Origin of the sequence: Gillisia sp. CAL575 (assembly GCF_000403785.1) — a bacterium.
Taxonomy (GTDB): domain Bacteria; phylum Bacteroidota; class Bacteroidia; order Flavobacteriales; family Flavobacteriaceae; genus Gillisia.
Genome location: NZ_APHJ01000019.1, coordinates 153,800 through 170,712, shown reverse-complemented (window position 1 = coordinate 170,712; position 16,913 = coordinate 153,800). Strand labels below are relative to the sequence as shown.

The 16,913-nt window shown below is 33.7% G+C and carries 18 protein-coding genes; 4 read left to right on the top strand and 14 right to left on the bottom strand.

Annotated elements, in window-relative coordinates; translation table 11 throughout:
• Positions 1-13 precede the first annotated feature (13 nt).
• Positions 14-955, top strand: a complete 942-nt coding sequence (locus I130_RS02090) for an endonuclease/exonuclease/phosphatase family protein (RefSeq protein ID WP_034918514.1) — start codon at positions 14-16, stop codon at positions 953-955.
• A 34-nt stretch (positions 956-989) separates the two neighbouring features.
• On the opposite strand, the gene aat is transcribed toward I130_RS02090, so the two are convergent.
• The 3 genes from aat to I130_RS02075 all read right to left on the bottom strand — a co-directional run bounded on the left by aat (position 990) and on the right by I130_RS02075 (position 2,998).
• Complete coding sequence (aat, locus tag I130_RS02085; RefSeq protein WP_410503374.1) at positions 990-1,559, bottom strand: leucyl/phenylalanyl-tRNA--protein transferase; 570 nt, start codon at positions 1,557-1,559, stop codon at positions 990-992.
• Between the two features lie 184 nt (positions 1,560-1,743).
• The gene (locus I130_RS02080) at positions 1,744-2,118 is read right to left on the bottom strand and encodes a DUF3127 domain-containing protein (RefSeq protein WP_034918505.1); all 375 of its coding nucleotides are present in this window, start codon (positions 2,116-2,118) and stop codon (positions 1,744-1,746) included.
• Position 2,119: 1 nt separating this feature from the next.
• On the bottom strand, positions 2,120-2,998 hold the full coding sequence (locus I130_RS02075; protein ID WP_034918502.1) for a flavin reductase family protein: 879 nt from the start codon (positions 2,996-2,998) through the stop codon (positions 2,120-2,122).
• Positions 2,999-3,107: 109 nt separating this feature from the next.
• On the opposite strand from I130_RS02075, the gene I130_RS02070 reads away from it, so the two are divergent.
• Positions 3,108-4,256, top strand: a complete 1,149-nt coding sequence (locus tag I130_RS02070) for a sensor histidine kinase (RefSeq protein WP_034918499.1) — start codon at positions 3,108-3,110, stop codon at positions 4,254-4,256.
• Here I130_RS02070 and I130_RS02065 read toward each other — a convergent pair.
• The 3 genes from I130_RS02065 to greA all read right to left on the bottom strand — a co-directional run bounded on the left by I130_RS02065 (position 4,253) and on the right by greA (position 5,626).
• Complete coding sequence (locus I130_RS02065) at positions 4,253-4,663, bottom strand: acyl-CoA thioesterase (protein ID WP_034918495.1); 411 nt, start codon at positions 4,661-4,663, stop codon at positions 4,253-4,255. The two genes, I130_RS02070 and I130_RS02065, sit on opposite strands and share 4 nt — an antisense overlap.
• A complete protein-coding gene (locus tag I130_RS02060; protein ID WP_034918489.1) occupies positions 4,663-5,052 on the bottom strand; it encodes an HIT family protein in 390 nt (129 codons plus the stop codon). The genes I130_RS02065 and I130_RS02060 overlap by 1 nt, the downstream gene beginning before the upstream one ends.
• Positions 5,053-5,149: 97 nt before the next feature.
• Positions 5,150-5,626: a transcription elongation factor GreA gene (gene greA, locus I130_RS02055; protein ID WP_034918486.1), complete on the bottom strand. Its 477-nt coding sequence runs from the start codon at positions 5,624-5,626 to the stop codon at positions 5,150-5,152.
• A gap of 264 nt (positions 5,627-5,890) precedes the next feature.
• Between greA and I130_RS02050 the strand changes: the two genes are divergently transcribed.
• Positions 5,891-6,325 (top strand): hypothetical protein, encoded by a 435-nt coding sequence (locus I130_RS02050; protein ID WP_034918482.1) that lies wholly within the window; start codon positions 5,891-5,893, stop codon positions 6,323-6,325.
• Between the two features lie 261 nt (positions 6,326-6,586).
• Here the strand turns inward: I130_RS02050 and I130_RS02045 are convergent, their stop codons facing one another.
• Positions 6,587-8,767, bottom strand: coding sequence for a TonB-dependent receptor (locus tag I130_RS02045; protein WP_034918477.1), 2,181 nt, complete (start codon positions 8,765-8,767; stop codon positions 6,587-6,589).
• A gap of 330 nt (positions 8,768-9,097) precedes the next feature.
• Here I130_RS02045 and I130_RS02040 point away from each other — a divergent pair, with 330 nt between their 5' ends.
• Entirely contained in the window at positions 9,098-11,518 is a 2,421-nt protein-coding gene (locus tag I130_RS02040) for an ATP-binding protein (protein ID WP_034918475.1), read from the top strand.
• Here I130_RS02040 and I130_RS02035 read toward each other — a convergent pair.
• The 7 genes from I130_RS02035 to I130_RS02005 all read right to left on the bottom strand — a co-directional run bounded on the left by I130_RS02035 (position 11,508) and on the right by I130_RS02005 (position 16,890).
• The gene (locus I130_RS02035) at positions 11,508-12,869 is read right to left on the bottom strand and encodes a sigma-54-dependent transcriptional regulator (protein ID WP_034918471.1); all 1,362 of its coding nucleotides are present in this window, start codon (positions 12,867-12,869) and stop codon (positions 11,508-11,510) included. The genes I130_RS02040 and I130_RS02035 overlap by 11 nt on opposite strands.
• Positions 12,870-12,993: 124 nt before the next feature.
• Positions 12,994-13,332 carry a hypothetical protein gene (locus I130_RS02030; protein ID WP_034918952.1) on the bottom strand — a complete coding sequence of 113 codons (339 nt, stop codon included), beginning with the start codon at positions 13,330-13,332 and terminating at the stop codon, positions 12,994-12,996.
• Between the two features lie 193 nt (positions 13,333-13,525).
• Entirely contained in the window at positions 13,526-13,930 is a 405-nt protein-coding gene (gene arfB / locus I130_RS02025) for an alternative ribosome rescue aminoacyl-tRNA hydrolase ArfB (protein WP_034918467.1), read from the bottom strand.
• Positions 13,931-13,933: 3 nt separating this feature from the next.
• Positions 13,934-15,487, bottom strand: a complete 1,554-nt coding sequence (locus tag I130_RS02020; RefSeq protein WP_034918463.1) for a DUF4301 family protein — start codon at positions 15,485-15,487, stop codon at positions 13,934-13,936.
• Complete coding sequence (locus tag I130_RS02015; RefSeq protein ID WP_034918458.1) at positions 15,484-16,053, bottom strand: AAA family ATPase; 570 nt, start codon at positions 16,051-16,053, stop codon at positions 15,484-15,486. The genes I130_RS02020 and I130_RS02015 overlap by 4 nt, the downstream gene beginning before the upstream one ends.
• On the bottom strand, positions 16,008-16,646 hold the full coding sequence (gene pnuC / locus I130_RS02010) for a nicotinamide riboside transporter PnuC (RefSeq protein ID WP_034918454.1): 639 nt from the start codon (positions 16,644-16,646) through the stop codon (positions 16,008-16,010). The genes I130_RS02015 and pnuC overlap by 46 nt, the downstream gene beginning before the upstream one ends.
• Entirely contained in the window at positions 16,630-16,890 is a 261-nt protein-coding gene (locus I130_RS02005; protein WP_034918450.1) for a thiamine-binding protein, read from the bottom strand. The genes pnuC and I130_RS02005 overlap by 17 nt, the downstream gene beginning before the upstream one ends.
• Positions 16,891-16,913: the final 23 nt, after the last annotated feature.

The window sequence follows — 16,913 nt, the reverse complement described above, 5'->3', positions numbered from 1 at the left end:
CAGAGAATTCTAGATGAAAACCAAATTCGTACGTAATTTACTTTTCTTCCTATCCTTCTGCATCTCGATCTTCACAATACTTCCAACTCTTTTCCCTAATATCTGGTGGATAGATCTAATGTCCCATTTTAGGGTTCAGTACTTAGTTGTATTAATATTTGTTTTGATATTATTTATTTTGATTGGGTTTCGGAGAGTTGTAGTTCCTGTAATAATTCTGATTTTTCTTTTCATTTGGAATGCAGTTTACATACTACCTTTATATATTTCTCCAGAGAATGTTTCTGAAAACTCTGAATACGAATTGAAAATTCTTTCCATCAATCTTTTATCCTCAAATACCGATACCACTAAAGTTTTAGCGTTAATTAAAGAGAAAGACCCAGATGTTTTGGTTTTAATGGAATTGACACCTCATTGGGAAAGAAAATTAAATGGCGTTTTTCAATCATATCCATTCTACAAAGCAGAACCGAGAAGTGACAATTTTGGAATTGCTTTATTTAGCAAAATCGAAATGAGTTCTTCCATCGTCTATTTTGAAAATAGCCCGAAGCCATCTATAAAAGCAGATTTGATACTTGGCGATAGACCACTAAGCATTTTAGCTACTCATCCGGTGCCGCCTATTGGTTCAGAAATGTTTAATTCAAGAAATAAACAATTACAAGATATTGCTAAAAAAAGAGCCGATTTTTCAGGAAATTTTATTTTGATCGGAGATTTGAACACTTCTTCTTTTTCATCACATTTTAAAGATCTACTTGCTAATGCGAATTTAGTTGACTCTAGAAATGGATTCGGAATAGCAACCACTTGGCCAGCCGATTTTTACCCATTAAGGACTACCTTAGATCATTGTTTAATTGGAGGAGAACTTTACGTTTTAGAAAGAGAAACAGGGAAAAACATCGGATCAGATCATCTACCTATTTATATTGAGATTGGAATTTAATCCCTCATTGAGGGTTTTAAATTTATTAAAGATCTTATTTCAAAAAACTCAAAAACTCTTTCCTAGGGATTTCAGAGGCTCCCAAACTATTTAAATGTTCGGTATAAATTTGGCAATCTATTAGGGAAACTCCTTCTTCCTTCAGTTTATTTACATAGGTAATAAACCCATATTTTGAAGCATTGCTCACTTTGGCAAACATACTTTCGCCACAAAATATTTTTTTCTCTTTCAAATAGATACCATAAAGTCCGCCCACTAATTCACTATTTTGCCAAACTTCAACAGATTGGACTATTCCTAAATGATGTAGTTTTAAATAGGCGTCTTTGATCTCTTGAGTAATCCACGTGCCATTCTGCCCAGCACGTTTAATTACAGCACAATTTTCAATTACGCCATTAAAATCTTGATTATAGGTTACCTGAAAAGATTCCTTTTTAAATAGTTGCCTCATACTCTTAGAGACTTTTAAATTCTCGGGAAACAAGACCATTCTAGGATCTGGACTCCACCAAAGAATAGGTTCTGAAGCATCATACCAAGGAAAAATGCCGTGATTATATGCATCTAAAAGCCTTTCCACAGAAAGATCACCTCCCATTGCCAAAAGCCCATCTGGGTTCGCAAATTCCACGGATGGAAATTTTTGATATATTTTAGTAGAATTCAAAATTTTAGAATACTAATTAATGGATGATTTCAATTCAGCAAATAAAAAGAAAAGCTTAGCATCTTAAATTAAGAGGCTAAGCTTTAAATATATGATTTTCCTGAGGTCTTAGACCTTAGAAAGGTAAATCGTCGTAATCTTCATCTTTAAGATCTTGAGCAGGCTCAAATTGATCTGTAGGTGGAGGAGTTTGCCCTGGAGCAGAACTAGCAGCTTGCAAATTCTCTATTCTCCAACCTTGAATAGAATTAAAATATTTAGTTTCTCCCTGAGGATTCACCCATTCACGACCTCTTAAATTGATTCCAATTTTTACTGGTTGCCCAACTTGGTAGTTATTTAAAAGATCTGTTTTATCTTGTACAAACTCCACCATGATATGCTGTGGATACTGCTCTTCTGTTGTCACAACAACTTCTCTTTTTCTAAATCCGTTACTTCCAAATGTTTGGGTCTCACCAATCATTTTTATTTTTCCTTCTACTTCCATTTTAATTTAATTTTGCTAATAATATTTTCCAAGCTTTTGCCGGATCTTCTTTCTCTAAATATTCTTGTGCTTGCAATTGGATCTTTTTAAGATCTCCAGATTTAACCAAGCTCGAGGCATTGCTATCCTCATTTATAAATTCTCTTATTTCTTCTGCGGAAGGTAAAACCTCTACATTCCCTAATTTACCTAGGTCATTCCCAGTTAAAAATTTACTATTTCTAATTTCCTGCGGAATTTGATCTACTCCTATTCCAAGAGATGATAAGGGTTTAGGCACTTCAAAAAGTCCCATATTCGCTCTTGTATACCAGTTACCACCCATTCTCGCTACCTGATCTATTTTGTGCTGATCTACAAAACCTTCATCATCTAAAATAGCTTCATCAAAATGCATTTTCACTACTTCACAGATCACCAAATTCCCTGCTCCGCCTTCTTCTCCAAGTTCTCGAACTTCCAAGATCTTACATTCAAAATGCACAGGAGATTCTGCAACTCTAAAAGGTTTTACTACGTCAGATTTCAACATAGTAAAGCCAGCCTTTTCAAATTCATTAACCCCTTCTGGATACTCTGTGCTGGAAAGTGACATTTGTTGTACGATCTTATAATCTACAACGTTTATCACCACTTCCTGAGTTGCTTTTGCATTCAAATAAGTATGCTTCACAGTATTATCTCTACCTCTTCGCGCAGGAGAAAAGATCAAGATTGGAGGGTTAGCACTAAAGACATTAAAAAAACTAAATGGAGACAAATTTGGCCTGCCATTTTCATCTAATGTACTTGCAAATGCAATGGGTCTTGGCCCAACTGCACCCAGTAAATATTGATGTCTTTTTCCCGTACTAATTTCCTTAGGATCTATAGATAGCATTCAGTGATTTTTCACAAAGGTAACGAATCGACTTAGGAATGAAAAACCGTATTTCAACAATAATATTAACAGAAAACGGTTATATTTAAATCCTTCTAAATAAGGCTTCATGAATTTTACAAACGAACGAAACTTTTCACGTTGGTTCATTATAATCTCTTCCCTACTCATTGTAGCGCTTATATTATGGAACACCTCCATATTTTTTGAACGTTTAAAACAAGATGAGCGAGATAAAATGGAATTATGGACCGCTGCTCAGGCATTTTTGGATAAAGCTAGCGGGGATACAGATATTGATCTTACTTTAAGAATTCTTAATACGAATACAACTATTCCAACCATATGGATAAATGAAAAGGGGGAAATTGTAGATGGGCTTAATATTCCAATAGAAACCAGGGGAAACCAAAAGAAACTAGATAATTATTTAAGCGACTTACAGTCGGAAAATGAACCGATAGAAATGGTACTTGGGAAAAATCAGATTCATAAAATTTACTATGGAGATTCGCCACTGCTTACAAAGATCAAATATTATCCTATTGGCTTGTTGCTAATTATATTTCTTTTTATAGGGGTAGTTTACTTCTTTTACACCACTACAAAATCTAGTGAGCAAAATAAATTATGGGCTGGAATGGCAAAAGAAACCGCACACCAAATAGGCACACCATTGTCATCTTTAATTGGATGGACAGAGATTCTAAAAGAAGAAAATGTTAATAAGTCCTATATTTCTGAAATTGAAAAAGATATAGAAAGATTGAGAACAATAACTGATAGGTTCTCTAAGATTGGTTCTACTCCTATACTTTCTGAAACAGATATAGTTATTGCCGTTAAAGAGAGTTACAACTATTTATTTACCAGAAGTTCCAGACTCATAAACTTTAAACTTTCTACCCCACACAGCGCTATTTATGTAAATTTAAATGAATCTCTATTTAGTTGGACTATAGAGAATTTGGTTAGGAATGCTATTGATGCAATGAAGGGAAAAGGAAATCTGGATATAGAAATAAAGCAAGATCTACATTGGGTCTATATTTATATAAAAGATAGCGGGAAGGGAATTCCTAAAAGTAAGTATCAAACTATTTTTAATCCTGGATTTACTACTAAAAAGAGAGGATGGGGTCTTGGGCTTTCCCTTTCAAAACGGATTGTGGAAGAATATCATAACGGAAAGATTAAAGTATATGAAAGTGAAATTAATAAGGGTTCCACTTTCCAAATAGCTCTTAAAAAAGTTTAATAGTCGTTCATAATTTCCCTAAGATCATCTGGAATGCTATAAGTTTTATTCAGATTAAAATCAAAGCAAACCGCCACATCACGACCCTCAGCACAAATTTCCATATCTTCATTCAAAATAATATGTTCAAGACCAAAACTGCTATTTTTAATAAATGCTAATTTTGTTTTTACAATAGCAGTTCCTGGATAATACAGGGATTTTTTGAAATCGCAATGAGTAGAAACCACCATTGGTCCTCTATGTGTAGCTTCATAAATTTTAGTAAGACCTGTTGCTTCCCAGAACAGTGCCCTCCCGGTTTGCATAAACCTTATAAACGTAAGATTATTAACATGCTTATACATGTCCAGATCACTCCAGTCTATTCTTAAGTCTATACTAAGTTTATAATCTGAGTAATCCATTATAAATTCTCTTTGATCTCTTCAGCCAATCTTGATAATTGTTCATGTGTAAAATTCAACTTGTTGCCAAAGTCCATATCTTTCATTTTATTAAGCGGAATTAAATGAACATGTACATGAGGCACTTCTAATCCAATTACCGCCATTCCCACTCGTTTACATGGGACAGCCTCTTCTAAAGCCATTGCAACTTTTTTAGAGAATTTCATTAAACCTGCATAGGTTTCGTCATCTAATTCAAATAATTTATCCACCTCTTCCTTCGGAACACATAAAGTGTGTCCTTTTGCATTAGGATTAATATCTAAGAAAGCAAGAAACTTGTCAGTTTCAGCTATCTTGTAAGAGGGAAGCTCCCCGCTGATGATTTTAGAAAAAATTGAAGACATAATTATTGTAGTGTTTATTATATTTAAAAAAACCTTTTCATGGCGTTTCTTACAAGCCACAGAAAAGGTTAAAATGTTTGTTATTTAAATTTTAGAATCATTCTCTCCAGATCTCAAGCACTTCAAATTCCATTGTGCCATTAGGAACACTAATCTCGGCAGTATCACCCACTTGTTTTCCTAACAGACCCTTTCCTATTGGCGATTCAACAGAAATTTTACCTGTTTTAATATCTGCTTCACTTTGAGCCACCAACTTATAGGTCATTTCTGCCCCATTCGTTTTATTTTTAATTTTAACTAAAGAGTGAACCAAAGCCTTAGAAGTATCCAACTGAGATTCGTCTATAACTCGTGCATTAGAAACCACTTCTTCCATTTTAGAAATTCTCATTTCTAATAATCCTTGCGCTTCTTTTGCAGCATCATATTCAGCATTCTCACTTAAGTCTCCCTTATCGCGAGCTTCAGCAATTGCTTGAGATGCTTTTGGACGTTCGATATCCCTTAATTGATTAAGTTCATCTTTCAACTTTTTTAAGCCTTCAAGTGTATAATAAGATACGTTGCTCATAATTTTCTCATTTAACAATAGTCGTTACAGGAATTAACCTCACATTCCCATTACCTATAACTATATCGTGATTTTTATAAATTCCAAACTCCAAAAGTGACAGGGTTTGGAGAACCTAATTCAGGCCTGTTTTATATGTGTTTAAATTTCAAAATCTTGCTAATAAATACAAAAAATCCCACATAAGACGGGATTTATCTACACAAATATAATAAATTTAAATTTTGAAACCAATATATTTCTTACGCCTAAAATTCAACTAAAATGATTCGAAAAATTTGTAGTTTATTAATGTTACTTCTAGTCTTTAATTCATGTAGTACTAACAGTGAAGATAGAATAAATAATCCCAATTTAATTGATCTCAGTTTTAGATTAAACATAGATCTAGACTTACCGGAATACAATGGTCTAAATTTTCCTGGAAACAGTTACTCTACTTATAATACGGGAATTAATGGGGTAGTTGTTTATAATATTAATAACACTCAGTTCACTGCTTTTGAATTAAGCGATCCAAACCACCCTTTAAGCGATTGTTCAACTTTACGTGTACAGGGAGTTATTGCTAAATGTGATTGTAATGATGGCAACAGTTATAATATTCTAACGGGGGAGCTTACCAACGGAAGTAGCCAGTACACTATGAAACCCTATAGAATAAGCAAAAATGGAAATACTTTAGAAATATTTAATTAAGCATTTTCAAATAAATAAAAGTCGCCATTCTTACAATTAGAATGGCGACTTTTTTTGTGCTTCACTTTTAAATATTAAAACCTACCTCACTAAACTATTTTTATTATTTTATATCCACTTTAATTCGAGCAGTATTTTTTAAAGTCACATCAAGCGAAGTCGAGATGTATTTAAGTCTTCGACTTCGCTCAGGGGGACAAAAAATCAAACTATTTAAATTTTGTTGCTATTGACATAAAATGGGTAATCAATTTTCAATTTCTAAAACTTTAAGGTTGCTCCAGCCAAGAAATTAATCCCAGATTGCGGATAATAACCCGCACCCTCTACGGTAGTAATTTCGCCAGGTGTAGAAAAATCGTCATCATAGGTAAAGAAATATCCGTTAGATACATATTTCACATCTAAAACATTGTTTATTAAGGCATTAAATACGATCGATTTAAAAATCGGAATATTTGTTAGTTCATATACCACATTAATATCATTCACAAAGAAACTATCTAACATAGAAGCTTCACTGTCTATATTTCCCATATACTGTTCACCTACAAATTTAGACAGCAAACCTATTTGCAAATTCTCCTTATGCGAATAAACAAACATATTTGAAGCTACAATTTCTGGTGAAAATGAAATACTGGTATTTCCAAGATCTACTAAAGCTCCATCTATCGACGCAACAAAATCTTTATTTTTGTTAGTGCTCAAAGCAAGGTTCGGCATCAATCTCCATTTACTAGACAATCGCCAATCGGCATCAATTTCTATCCCTAGTCTATAACTATTCCCACTTGTAGTTCTCAATGGAGCTCCAACATCATTTAAAGCTCCAGAAAGAACTAGTTGATCTTTATAATCCATAAAATAAAGATTTGAATTCAGTTTAAAACTAGATTTATCATATCTCCAGCCTAATTCGAAGTCATTTAATTTCTCCGCAGTGCTAATTCCTTCTTCGAAATCGTTTCTAGTAGGTTCTCTATTTGCTCTTCCGTAGTACCCATAAAACTGATTGCTTGGATTTAATTGATATGTGATTCCTGCTTTTGGGTTGAAGAATTCAAAGTTTTTATCTACATCTATATCTACAAGGTCAGAAGTTACCCCACCTGTAGTATAATCTATAAACCTCCCTTGAAGATCAATAAAAAATTGCCATTTATTATTCAGTCTGTAAGTAGCTTTAGAGAATACGGTGAATTCATTTTTAGTAGCATCACTTAAATAATACTTATCTCTAATTTCAGAATCACTGGCAAATCTAGCCCAGATCACTTCTCCATAATGGTCTCCTTTATATAAGCTATAAAATGCTCCAGAAGTGACTTCCAACTTAGAATTCTTGTAAGTAGCATTTGCATTTATTACATAATAATCGTTATCCAACCATCTGCGTCTAATAAGATCTGTAGTATTAATACTTTCTCCACCAATATCTACAGGAGCAAATTTATAATCTTCAAAATCCTCTTCTTCCTTATATTGCTCGAAATATCCTCTTCCGTTGGTATAGTTTAAACCAAGATTAGTAGACCAACTATTATTAAAACGTTGATTCCAATGGAGTTGGTAATGATCCTGCCTATAATCATCAACTTCATTATCATAAAATTGAGTATCTCCCTGGCCATCTGTATACATTCCCGCAGGATTGAACGTTCTGTCATTCTCCAAAGTTTCCCCATCGATCCCAAACCAAGATTGATATGTTTTTTCATGCCCACCAAAGCTGATTGCTTTTATCAAGGTATTATCATCTACATATGCTGCTTGCAAAAAGTACGATTTAAGGTCAGATGAGGCACGATCTATATATCCATCTGAAACTATTTTAGACAACCTTCCAGACATCTCTATATGATCGTTGATCAATCCAGTGCTTAATTTCACATTGTGCTTTCTGGTTCCAAAAGAACCAACAGAATTTGAGATCTCAGCATAAGCTTCTTCTGAAACTGCATCAGATAGTAAATTTAAGCTGGCTCCAAAAGCTCCAGACCCATTTGTAGAAGTTCCTACTCCTCTTTGCAATTGTAGGTTTTCAACTGAAGACGCAAAATCTGGCAAATTCACCCAGAATGAGCCTTGACTTTCAGAATCGTTAAATGGAATTCCATTAAGGGTAACATTTACTCGAGAAGCATCGCTCCCACGCACTCTAATATAGGTATAACCCACACCAGCACCAGCATCTGATGTGGTAACAACAGAAGGTAAATAATTTAGTAGGTAAGGAATATCCTGCCCTAAATTGCGAGTTTCAAGCTCTTGCTTAGATAGATTGGAATGGGTTACGGGAGAATCTGCATCTACCCTAATGGATTGTACTAAGACCTCATCTAGTGTTTCCACAGGTTTTCTTAGCGTGTCAGTGTTTTGTTGAGAATAACCCAAAGCGGTTATTAAAAGAACTGTAGGTAATAAAAATAAATTTTTCATTCGTTACATTAAATAGTGTTACGAATAAAAGGGGCAATTATTCTTGATTTAAAATTAGTGCGAAAATTCGCGTATAAAAAAACCCTTAATAAATCTATCTTGAAGATCTATAAAGGGGGTCTATACAATTTTGATGCTCTTTCGAGTATCGGTTCCCTTGGCAGCATTACCTGCCCAGGTTCGTTGGGTATAATCTCAGCTATCCTTCAGAAATAAATCTTAAAACAGCACCCCTTTGAGATGTGCGACAAATGTAATAAGGTTTTTTTGATTTCCTACATCAATACCAAAATTTAAAAGAATTGGCGTAATTTTAGCAATAATTTCCTAATGCAAAACACAAAGCGCTCCATCACTTTTAAGGTAATTATTGGGTATCTAATGGTAGCTGCGGTTGCTGCTATTGCTGTATGGTTTACCTATGCGCAAGTGGTTAAATTTTCTTCTATAAATCAATCCAACGATCTAAATAATCAGCAATTAGTGCTGGTAAGTGAGATAGCCACTGCTCTTTATGAAACTGAAAGTACGGGACGGCAATTCATTCAAACAGGAGACACTACAGATCTTAATAGGTATACCGGGCAAATAGATGGCATTCAGGAAAGTATCAATGTCCTTAAGACTACCTACGCAGATTCACTTATGAAAATTGAATTGGATAGTATTTCCAACTTATTATCCCGAAAGAGTCAGAACTTAGAAGAATTATTAAAATTGCGATCCAGAGATAGGAACACGAGTTTTTATACAGAAGTAATTCAGGAATTAGGAAAAGTAGATGATTCTTTTAAAGATAACAATTACGATAAGCGATTCTCTAATTTAGAACCTCATCAACGAAGAGTATTAATTAGGTTATTAGAATTCTCCAAAGATGAAAATCAAGAACAACTTTCTAGCATAAGTGCAGACTCGTTAGTTGCTTCAGTAAAAAAAGTACTAAATGAATTGGAGCGTGAAAATCAGAAATTTAGAGCTATAATCAACAATAAAGAAAATGAATTATTAGACAATGATATTATCCTTAATGACCAATTAAGAAATTTATTGGCATCTGTAGAACAAGAGGAAAGGGCTACAACATTTAATAGAGCAAGGAGGTCACAAGAGATGCTGAGTGAAGTTTCTCAAATACTTTTAATTGTGGGTGGCACGAGTGTGCTTATTGTATTATTCTTTCTATTTCTTATTATTAGAGATGTCTCCAGAAGTCAGCGATACAGAATTCAATTAGAAGATGCTAAAGCATTTACAGAGTCCTTAATGCTACGTCGTGAGCAATTTATGGCTACTATCACACACGACTTAAGATCTCCTCTTAATACCGTGCTAGGTTATACTGAATTAATTGGCAAAACCCCTCTTAACAATAAGCAGGAACATTATTTAGGGCACCTCCGGAAAAGTTCAGAATTTATTCTCCATTTGGTTAATGACCTTTTAGATCTCTCTAAACTAGATGCTGGGAAAATGCAGATAGAAAAACTTCCTTTTAATGCTAAGAATTTACTTGAAGAAACTTTCTACAATATTATCCCAGAAGACGACCCTAAAAATCTTGAATTAATTGTTAATGCTGAAAAAAGCGCTGATGTAAATGTTTTAAGTGATCCATTTAGAATCAAACAAATACTTTCTAACCTAATTAACAACTCTTATAAGTTTACTGAAGCTGGAAGCTTGACCGTTTCTGTAAGTTTAGAAAAGCAAATTGAAGATAGTTATATTTTAACCTATAAAATTAAGGATACTGGTCTAGGGATTTCAAAAGACAAACAACAAGAAATTTTCGAAGAGTTTTCTCAAGAACATCGCCAAATTGAAAAAAAATACGGTGGAACTGGGCTTGGTTTAGCTATTTCTAAAAGAATAACTAATTTATTAAATGGGGAACTTTCCTTAGAAAGTGATCCAGGAACAGGAAGTGAGTTTACAGTAAAAATCCCGGTTATAAAACTTAAAGACTCCCTCAAGATCATTGCTGAATCACCAGTTTCCAATACTCATTTGTATGGAAAGAATATTCTCGCTGTAGATGATGAATCTTCTCAACTGGCGCTTTCCAGAGAGCTAATAAAGTCTATTGGGATGAATTGTGATACAGCTCAAGATGGGAAAGAGGCTTTAGAAAAATTAGGAAAGAAAAAATACGATCTAGTTCTTACAGATATTCAAATGCCAAGTATGGATGGTTTTGAATTACTTAATGCCATTCAATCTAAAAAGAAATTAAAACACATACCTGTAATTGCAGCCTCAGGGAGAACTACTCTTAACAGTGACGATTATCTAGATGCCGGTTTCTCTGGAAGTTTATTGAAACCATACAAACCACAAGAGTTATTGCAAAAAATTGGAGATATTTTAAATTTAGAGTTAGAGACAAATTCCGGAATCAAAAGTCAAAATGAGGAAAGTTCAGAAGAATTTTCATTAAAGGAAATCTTATTGTTTGCAGGAGACGATAAAGATGCTTTAAATACTATTTTGAAGGTATTTGTAGATGCTAGTAGAAAAAATCTTTTAGACATAAACAAAGCGATATTAAATAACAACAAAAGCAAAATCACCTCAATTGCCCACAAAATGTTACCAATGTATAAGCAGCTGAATACTCGAAATATAGTTTTTCAATTAGAGCAATTAGAAAAAGAAGTGCCAGAATATTTTGAAGCTCAAAAAATTCAAGGATTGATTACAGAAATTGAAGCGCTTTTAACCAAACTAGAGAGAGAAATTATAGTTTAATATCGTACTGCTTTAGTTTATTGTAAAGTGTTTTTCTGTCTATATCTAAAAGTCTTGCGGCTTTACTTTTATTCCCCTGTGCTTTCTCCAATGCGTCTAAGATCAAAGATTCTTCATTCTTATTCTTGAATAAACCGTAAGATTCATCGCTGCTTTTAGCAACAGAGATTTCGTGAGGTAATACTTTTAGAGGAATTATATTGGCTTGGGTAAGTAACACAGCTCTTTTCACCATATTTTTAAGCTCCCTTAAATTTCCTGGCCAGCCGTAATTTTTAAAAGCTTCGGTAGCTTCATCACTAAATCCAACTACTTCTTTCTCAAGATCTTCATTAGCTTGATCTAGAAAATAATCTGCAAAGAGCATAAGGTCTTCTCGTCTTTCACGCAATGCAGGCACTTTAATCGAAAATTCATTTAATCTGTGGTAAAGATCCTCTCTAAAATTTCCTTCTTTAACAGCTTTGGTTAAATCTTCATTTGTAGCGGTTACAACTCTAATATCCACTTTTATTTCATGGTTACTCCCAACAGGTTTAATTTTTCGTTCCTGCAAAGCGCGTAATAATTGAACTTGTAATCCATAGCTTAAATTACCAATTTCATCTAAAAATAAAGTTCCACCATTAGCGGCCTCAAAGTGTCCTGTTTTATCCTGAATAGCACCCGTGAAAGATCCTTTTACATGCCCAAAGAATTCACTGGAGGCGATTTCTTTAGGAATAGCACCACAATCTACTGCAATAAATGGGGCACCTTTCCTTTTACTTTTGTCATGTATGCTTTTCGCAACCTGCTCCTTTCCAGTTCCACTTTCCCCCATAATCAATACAGACATGCTGGTTGGCGCTACGAGTTCTATATAATCATTGAGTTTGATTGCTGCATCACTTACTCCTTTCACAAATTCTGAAGAAGATTCGGCAACTTTTATTTTTCGCTTTTTCTTAGGAAGAACCTCTTCCGGCGAACTCATAGTTCCATTTAAATTCTTCTGGTTTAAAGCATTTTCAATAGTTTGTAATATAGCTTCTGGTCTAAATGGTTTTGAAACATAATCAAAAGCTCCATTTTTCATGGCTTTTACAGCCATATTTATTTCAGCATAGTTGGTCATCACAATAACCTGAGCTGTAGGATAATTAGATTTAACCTCAAAAAGCACTTCTAAACCATCACTATCAGGTAATCTCACATCTGTAAGTATCACTTCAAATGGGCTTGACTTCATTTTTTTAAAAGCTTCTGCGGCAGAAAAAGAAGTGTCCACCTTATAACCTCTTTTTTCAAAAAAGGTTTTTAACATTGTTGCAAATGCCACATCGTCTTCTACTATAAGAATGGATACCATAATTGGACTGTAATTTAATATTTCGCAAATTTACGAATTATGGTTCTTTTAAATACCTACATACTAAAACAAAAAAAAGAGCTGACCACAATGTCAGCTCTTTTTATTAAGAAAGATTGGTTGGTTAGTTAGACTCCTCTTTCTTATCTTCTTGCTTTATCAAGTTACCTTCTGTATCCAAATAGACCTTTTTCATTTGTCCATTAATATCCAGTTCTACTTTATAGATCACCTCTTCACCATCATTTTTCATATATGCTTCAGTAGTAATAGCATTTGGAAATTGAGTTAGAATAGATGCTGTAATGGCTTCTGGTAAAGCCGAAACTTCTATTTTCTCAAATTCATCTTCTGCAACTACTACCTCTATCTCTCCCTCAGCTTCTACTTCACCTTCAACCTGAGCTTGTGCTGTAGTAAAAAATAATCCTATTGCTGCCAATGTTAATCCTAACTTTTTCATAATCATCATCATTTAAAGTTAATACAATACTTTACTGCTTAACCTTAACGAATAATTATACCATTTTAGTAAAAATTAACGTAATTGGCTTTTAATGTTGACTTTATGGATGTTTCTGTTAAATACCAAATTGGGATAAGTGTAGATATCAAATACTGTGTTGGGGATATTTTCCACAGTTTAGTTGAGAATCTCAATGATCTGGTTTTCGTCTATTGCCTTTCTTTTCAGAATGCATTTTCTTTTTGCGTAATCGTTTAAACTTCGAAGCTCTACTTGGTTTTGTCTTCTTCCTCTTTTTAGGCTTTGTAAGTCCGCTCACGATAATCTCCTTAAACCTTTCAAGAACCAGCTCTTTATTTTTATGCTGACTTCTTGTTTCACTACAATTTAGAATTAATTCATTGTTCAGCGTTAATCTGTTTTGGAGTTTTTTGCTTAACAATGCCTTTTCCTCTTCTGAAAGACCCAAAGATTGTTCTACATTAAAAGTTAGAATCACCTTAGATGATGTTTTATTTACATGTTGTCCCCCAGCGCCAGAACTACGAACAGCTTTAAATGAAACCTCATTAAATAGTATCTCAATATCAGGCATAGTTTATTTAGGCTGATGGGTCGGTTTTAAAAGATCTGCAACTGTTTTTACAGGATTGAAGGTGGAAACAGGGACCTCTACAAAAACAGTATTCCATTTTGCCATAGCGCCATTCCATAAGCCCGGAAGTTCCAAAGCTTTTAAGACTTTTCCATCCTTTGTTTTAGAGGTAATAAAACTCATCTCTGGATCTACAAAATTGTTAAGATCAAATTTCTCTCCTTTATAATTTTTTAATCCACAAACCAGATCTACAGGATTAAAATGAGTGGCATTTTGTGCTATCTCTTTTTGTTGTGGATCCTTAGAATCAATCTGTGCTCCTTCGATAATTTGAAGGGAAGAATCTCCATTTTCGAATTCCACCAAAAATGGCCCGCCACCAGGTTCTCCTTCATTTTTAACCATTCCACATACACGTAAAGGCCTATTTATTAGCTCCTTTAATTTATGTATCTGTTCTTCTTCAGAAAGTGATTCAACTCCACTTAAAAAATTTAATGATAATTGATTCTTTGAAAAATCAATAATTTGCTTAAGGCTGACCTCAGTGAAATTCTGAGCATCTAAAATCTCCAGATAATAAAAACATTCTTGCTGGATCTTTAATAAATTTCCTGCTAGCATTTTTTTGTAAAAAGCTACATCTTTTCTATTAGACTCAATTACTAGGTTGTCTATATTCTTGATAAAAACAATATCGGCATCTAAATTATTAAGGTTTTCTATTAAAGCTCCATGACCTCCTGGTCTAAAAAACATTTCTTGAGTGGAAGTCCTAAAAATTTCATTAGAAGAATCTACAGCAATAGTATCTGTATTTTGATCTTGGAAAGAAAATCCAATTTGAAAAGCAGCTCCCGTTTGTTCCTCTACCCTAGTCCTAATCTTATCATATTCATTTTTGAATTTATCTAGATGTTCTTTGGAAACGGTAAAATGAAGCGTGGCTTTATTATTTTTTTCAGCATAAGTGACAGTTTCATAAAGATGCTCTTCGAAAGCTGTAGCAGTAAACTCTTTATATTTATGAAATGGAACCAGCCCTTTAGGAAAGTTCCCGAGCTCCAGTCCTGGCTCAAATAACATTGATCTAACTAGGTAATAGTTTTTAATGCCTTCGGAACTATTCTCAAAATCCGGATAATTTTTAATTGCTGAAGAAAGAGTTTCTTCATAGAAAGGTAACTTATGAAGATTACTTAAAAACTGCTCCAGATTTTCGCTTTCATTTCTTCTGAAATATTCTTGCAAAGAATCATTCTCAGGATCAAAATTTTCAACAAAAACATATAATTCTTTAAACATTCTAGTAGCAGCACCAGATGCAGGTATAAAATTTAGGAGTTTAAGATTATGTTTAAGATCTTCAAATATACAAATGAACTTATCAGCTTGTTTGGTATCTATCTCACTTATACCATGTCCCAAGGTTGCAGCAGATAATATCTTTACAGGTTTATTGCCTCGCTTAAAAATAGCGATTTGGTCTTCTATCTCTTTTAAACTAAGTCCTTTATCTTGGATCTGGGCAATATCTTTCTGGCTAAATTTCAATTTTTTGACTTTAATAATTCATTAATTGCTGAAACCGCAGTTTCAAACCGTTCGGTCTCATTTCCTTTTAATTCAACAAAAGGTCTGTTATGAAAGCGTAGGGAGCTTTTAAATTTATTAAACATTCCTTCCCTATCATAGGGTTTGTCTCTTAGATCGTCGGGAATCCAAGGAACATCAATATTAGTTAAAAAGTAAAGGTCGTACCAATTGTTTAACGCATGTTTAAGAATAGAAGGATTACAAAACTCATTATAATAAGCTTTGGAATAGACGGTTAATTCTAAAAGATCTGTATCACAAAACAATACTTTATTTGCTGTTCTAGCTTTTTTATTCTCTCCTTCTATTTGGCCTTCAGCAATAGACACAAGATCTTCTGGGACACAGACTTCTTTTGTAGAATCCCATTTTTTCTGGAGATATTCTCTCATGTATTCCGCAACCCACTCAGTTTCAAAATGGGTTGCAAGTTTTTTTGCCATAGTAGTTTTCCCGGTGGATTCCGGTCCAAACAATACTACTTTAAAACAGTCTGAAGGTTTTTGTTTAAGCTTTTCTTCCATGCGTAATAACCAAAAATGGCTATAATTGTAAATAATAAATATTGAAAACTGGTTAAAGTTAAGCCTTTATAAAAATAAAGTGGTACTGAAATGATATCACCAATGATCCAAAAAATCCAATTCTCTATTTTCTTTTTTGCCATTAACCACATTCCAACAAAAAACACAGCGGTGGTAATAGCATCTATATAGGCAGTCCAATTATTCCATTTTTCAAAATACTCATACACTCCAAAAACAAATAATAAAGTGGCAATAAATATTAAAACAGACCACAAATGTTCCTTTTTAGTCATTTTTGTGACCGGAGTAAAATGTGTAGCATCCACTTTTCTGGTCCAAATATACCAACCGTAAATACTCATTGTAAAATAGTAAGCATTTATCATCATATCCCCCAACAACTCCCATTGCCACAAGAGATATACAAAAATAAGGGTACTTATAATCCCTGTTGGATATACCAAGATATTTTCCTGCTTTGAATACCAAACAGATAGAAACCCAAAAATTACCGCTATAACTTCTAGATATATAAATAAGGTTGGATACTCATAGTACTGCCCAAAAAAGAAATCAAAAATCGGCTGCATAGTCGCTTCTGTCAGATTTTACGATTTTAATATAAAGCAGGCCACGTTCTACAGATTCTAATGCAGTCTTCATTTCTTTATTTAAAACTCCCATTACCTTGTCATATTCTCCATACACCTGAGTACTTAATGGATTTTCCAAAACGGTTAATCCAGAAGCTCTTAGTTGCTTGATGAAATCTATGATTGCAGGTTCATAAATGTCCTGCAAAGGAGTTAAAGTAAGTTCTACGGAAATTTTCATGAAATATATTTTTTTATGATATT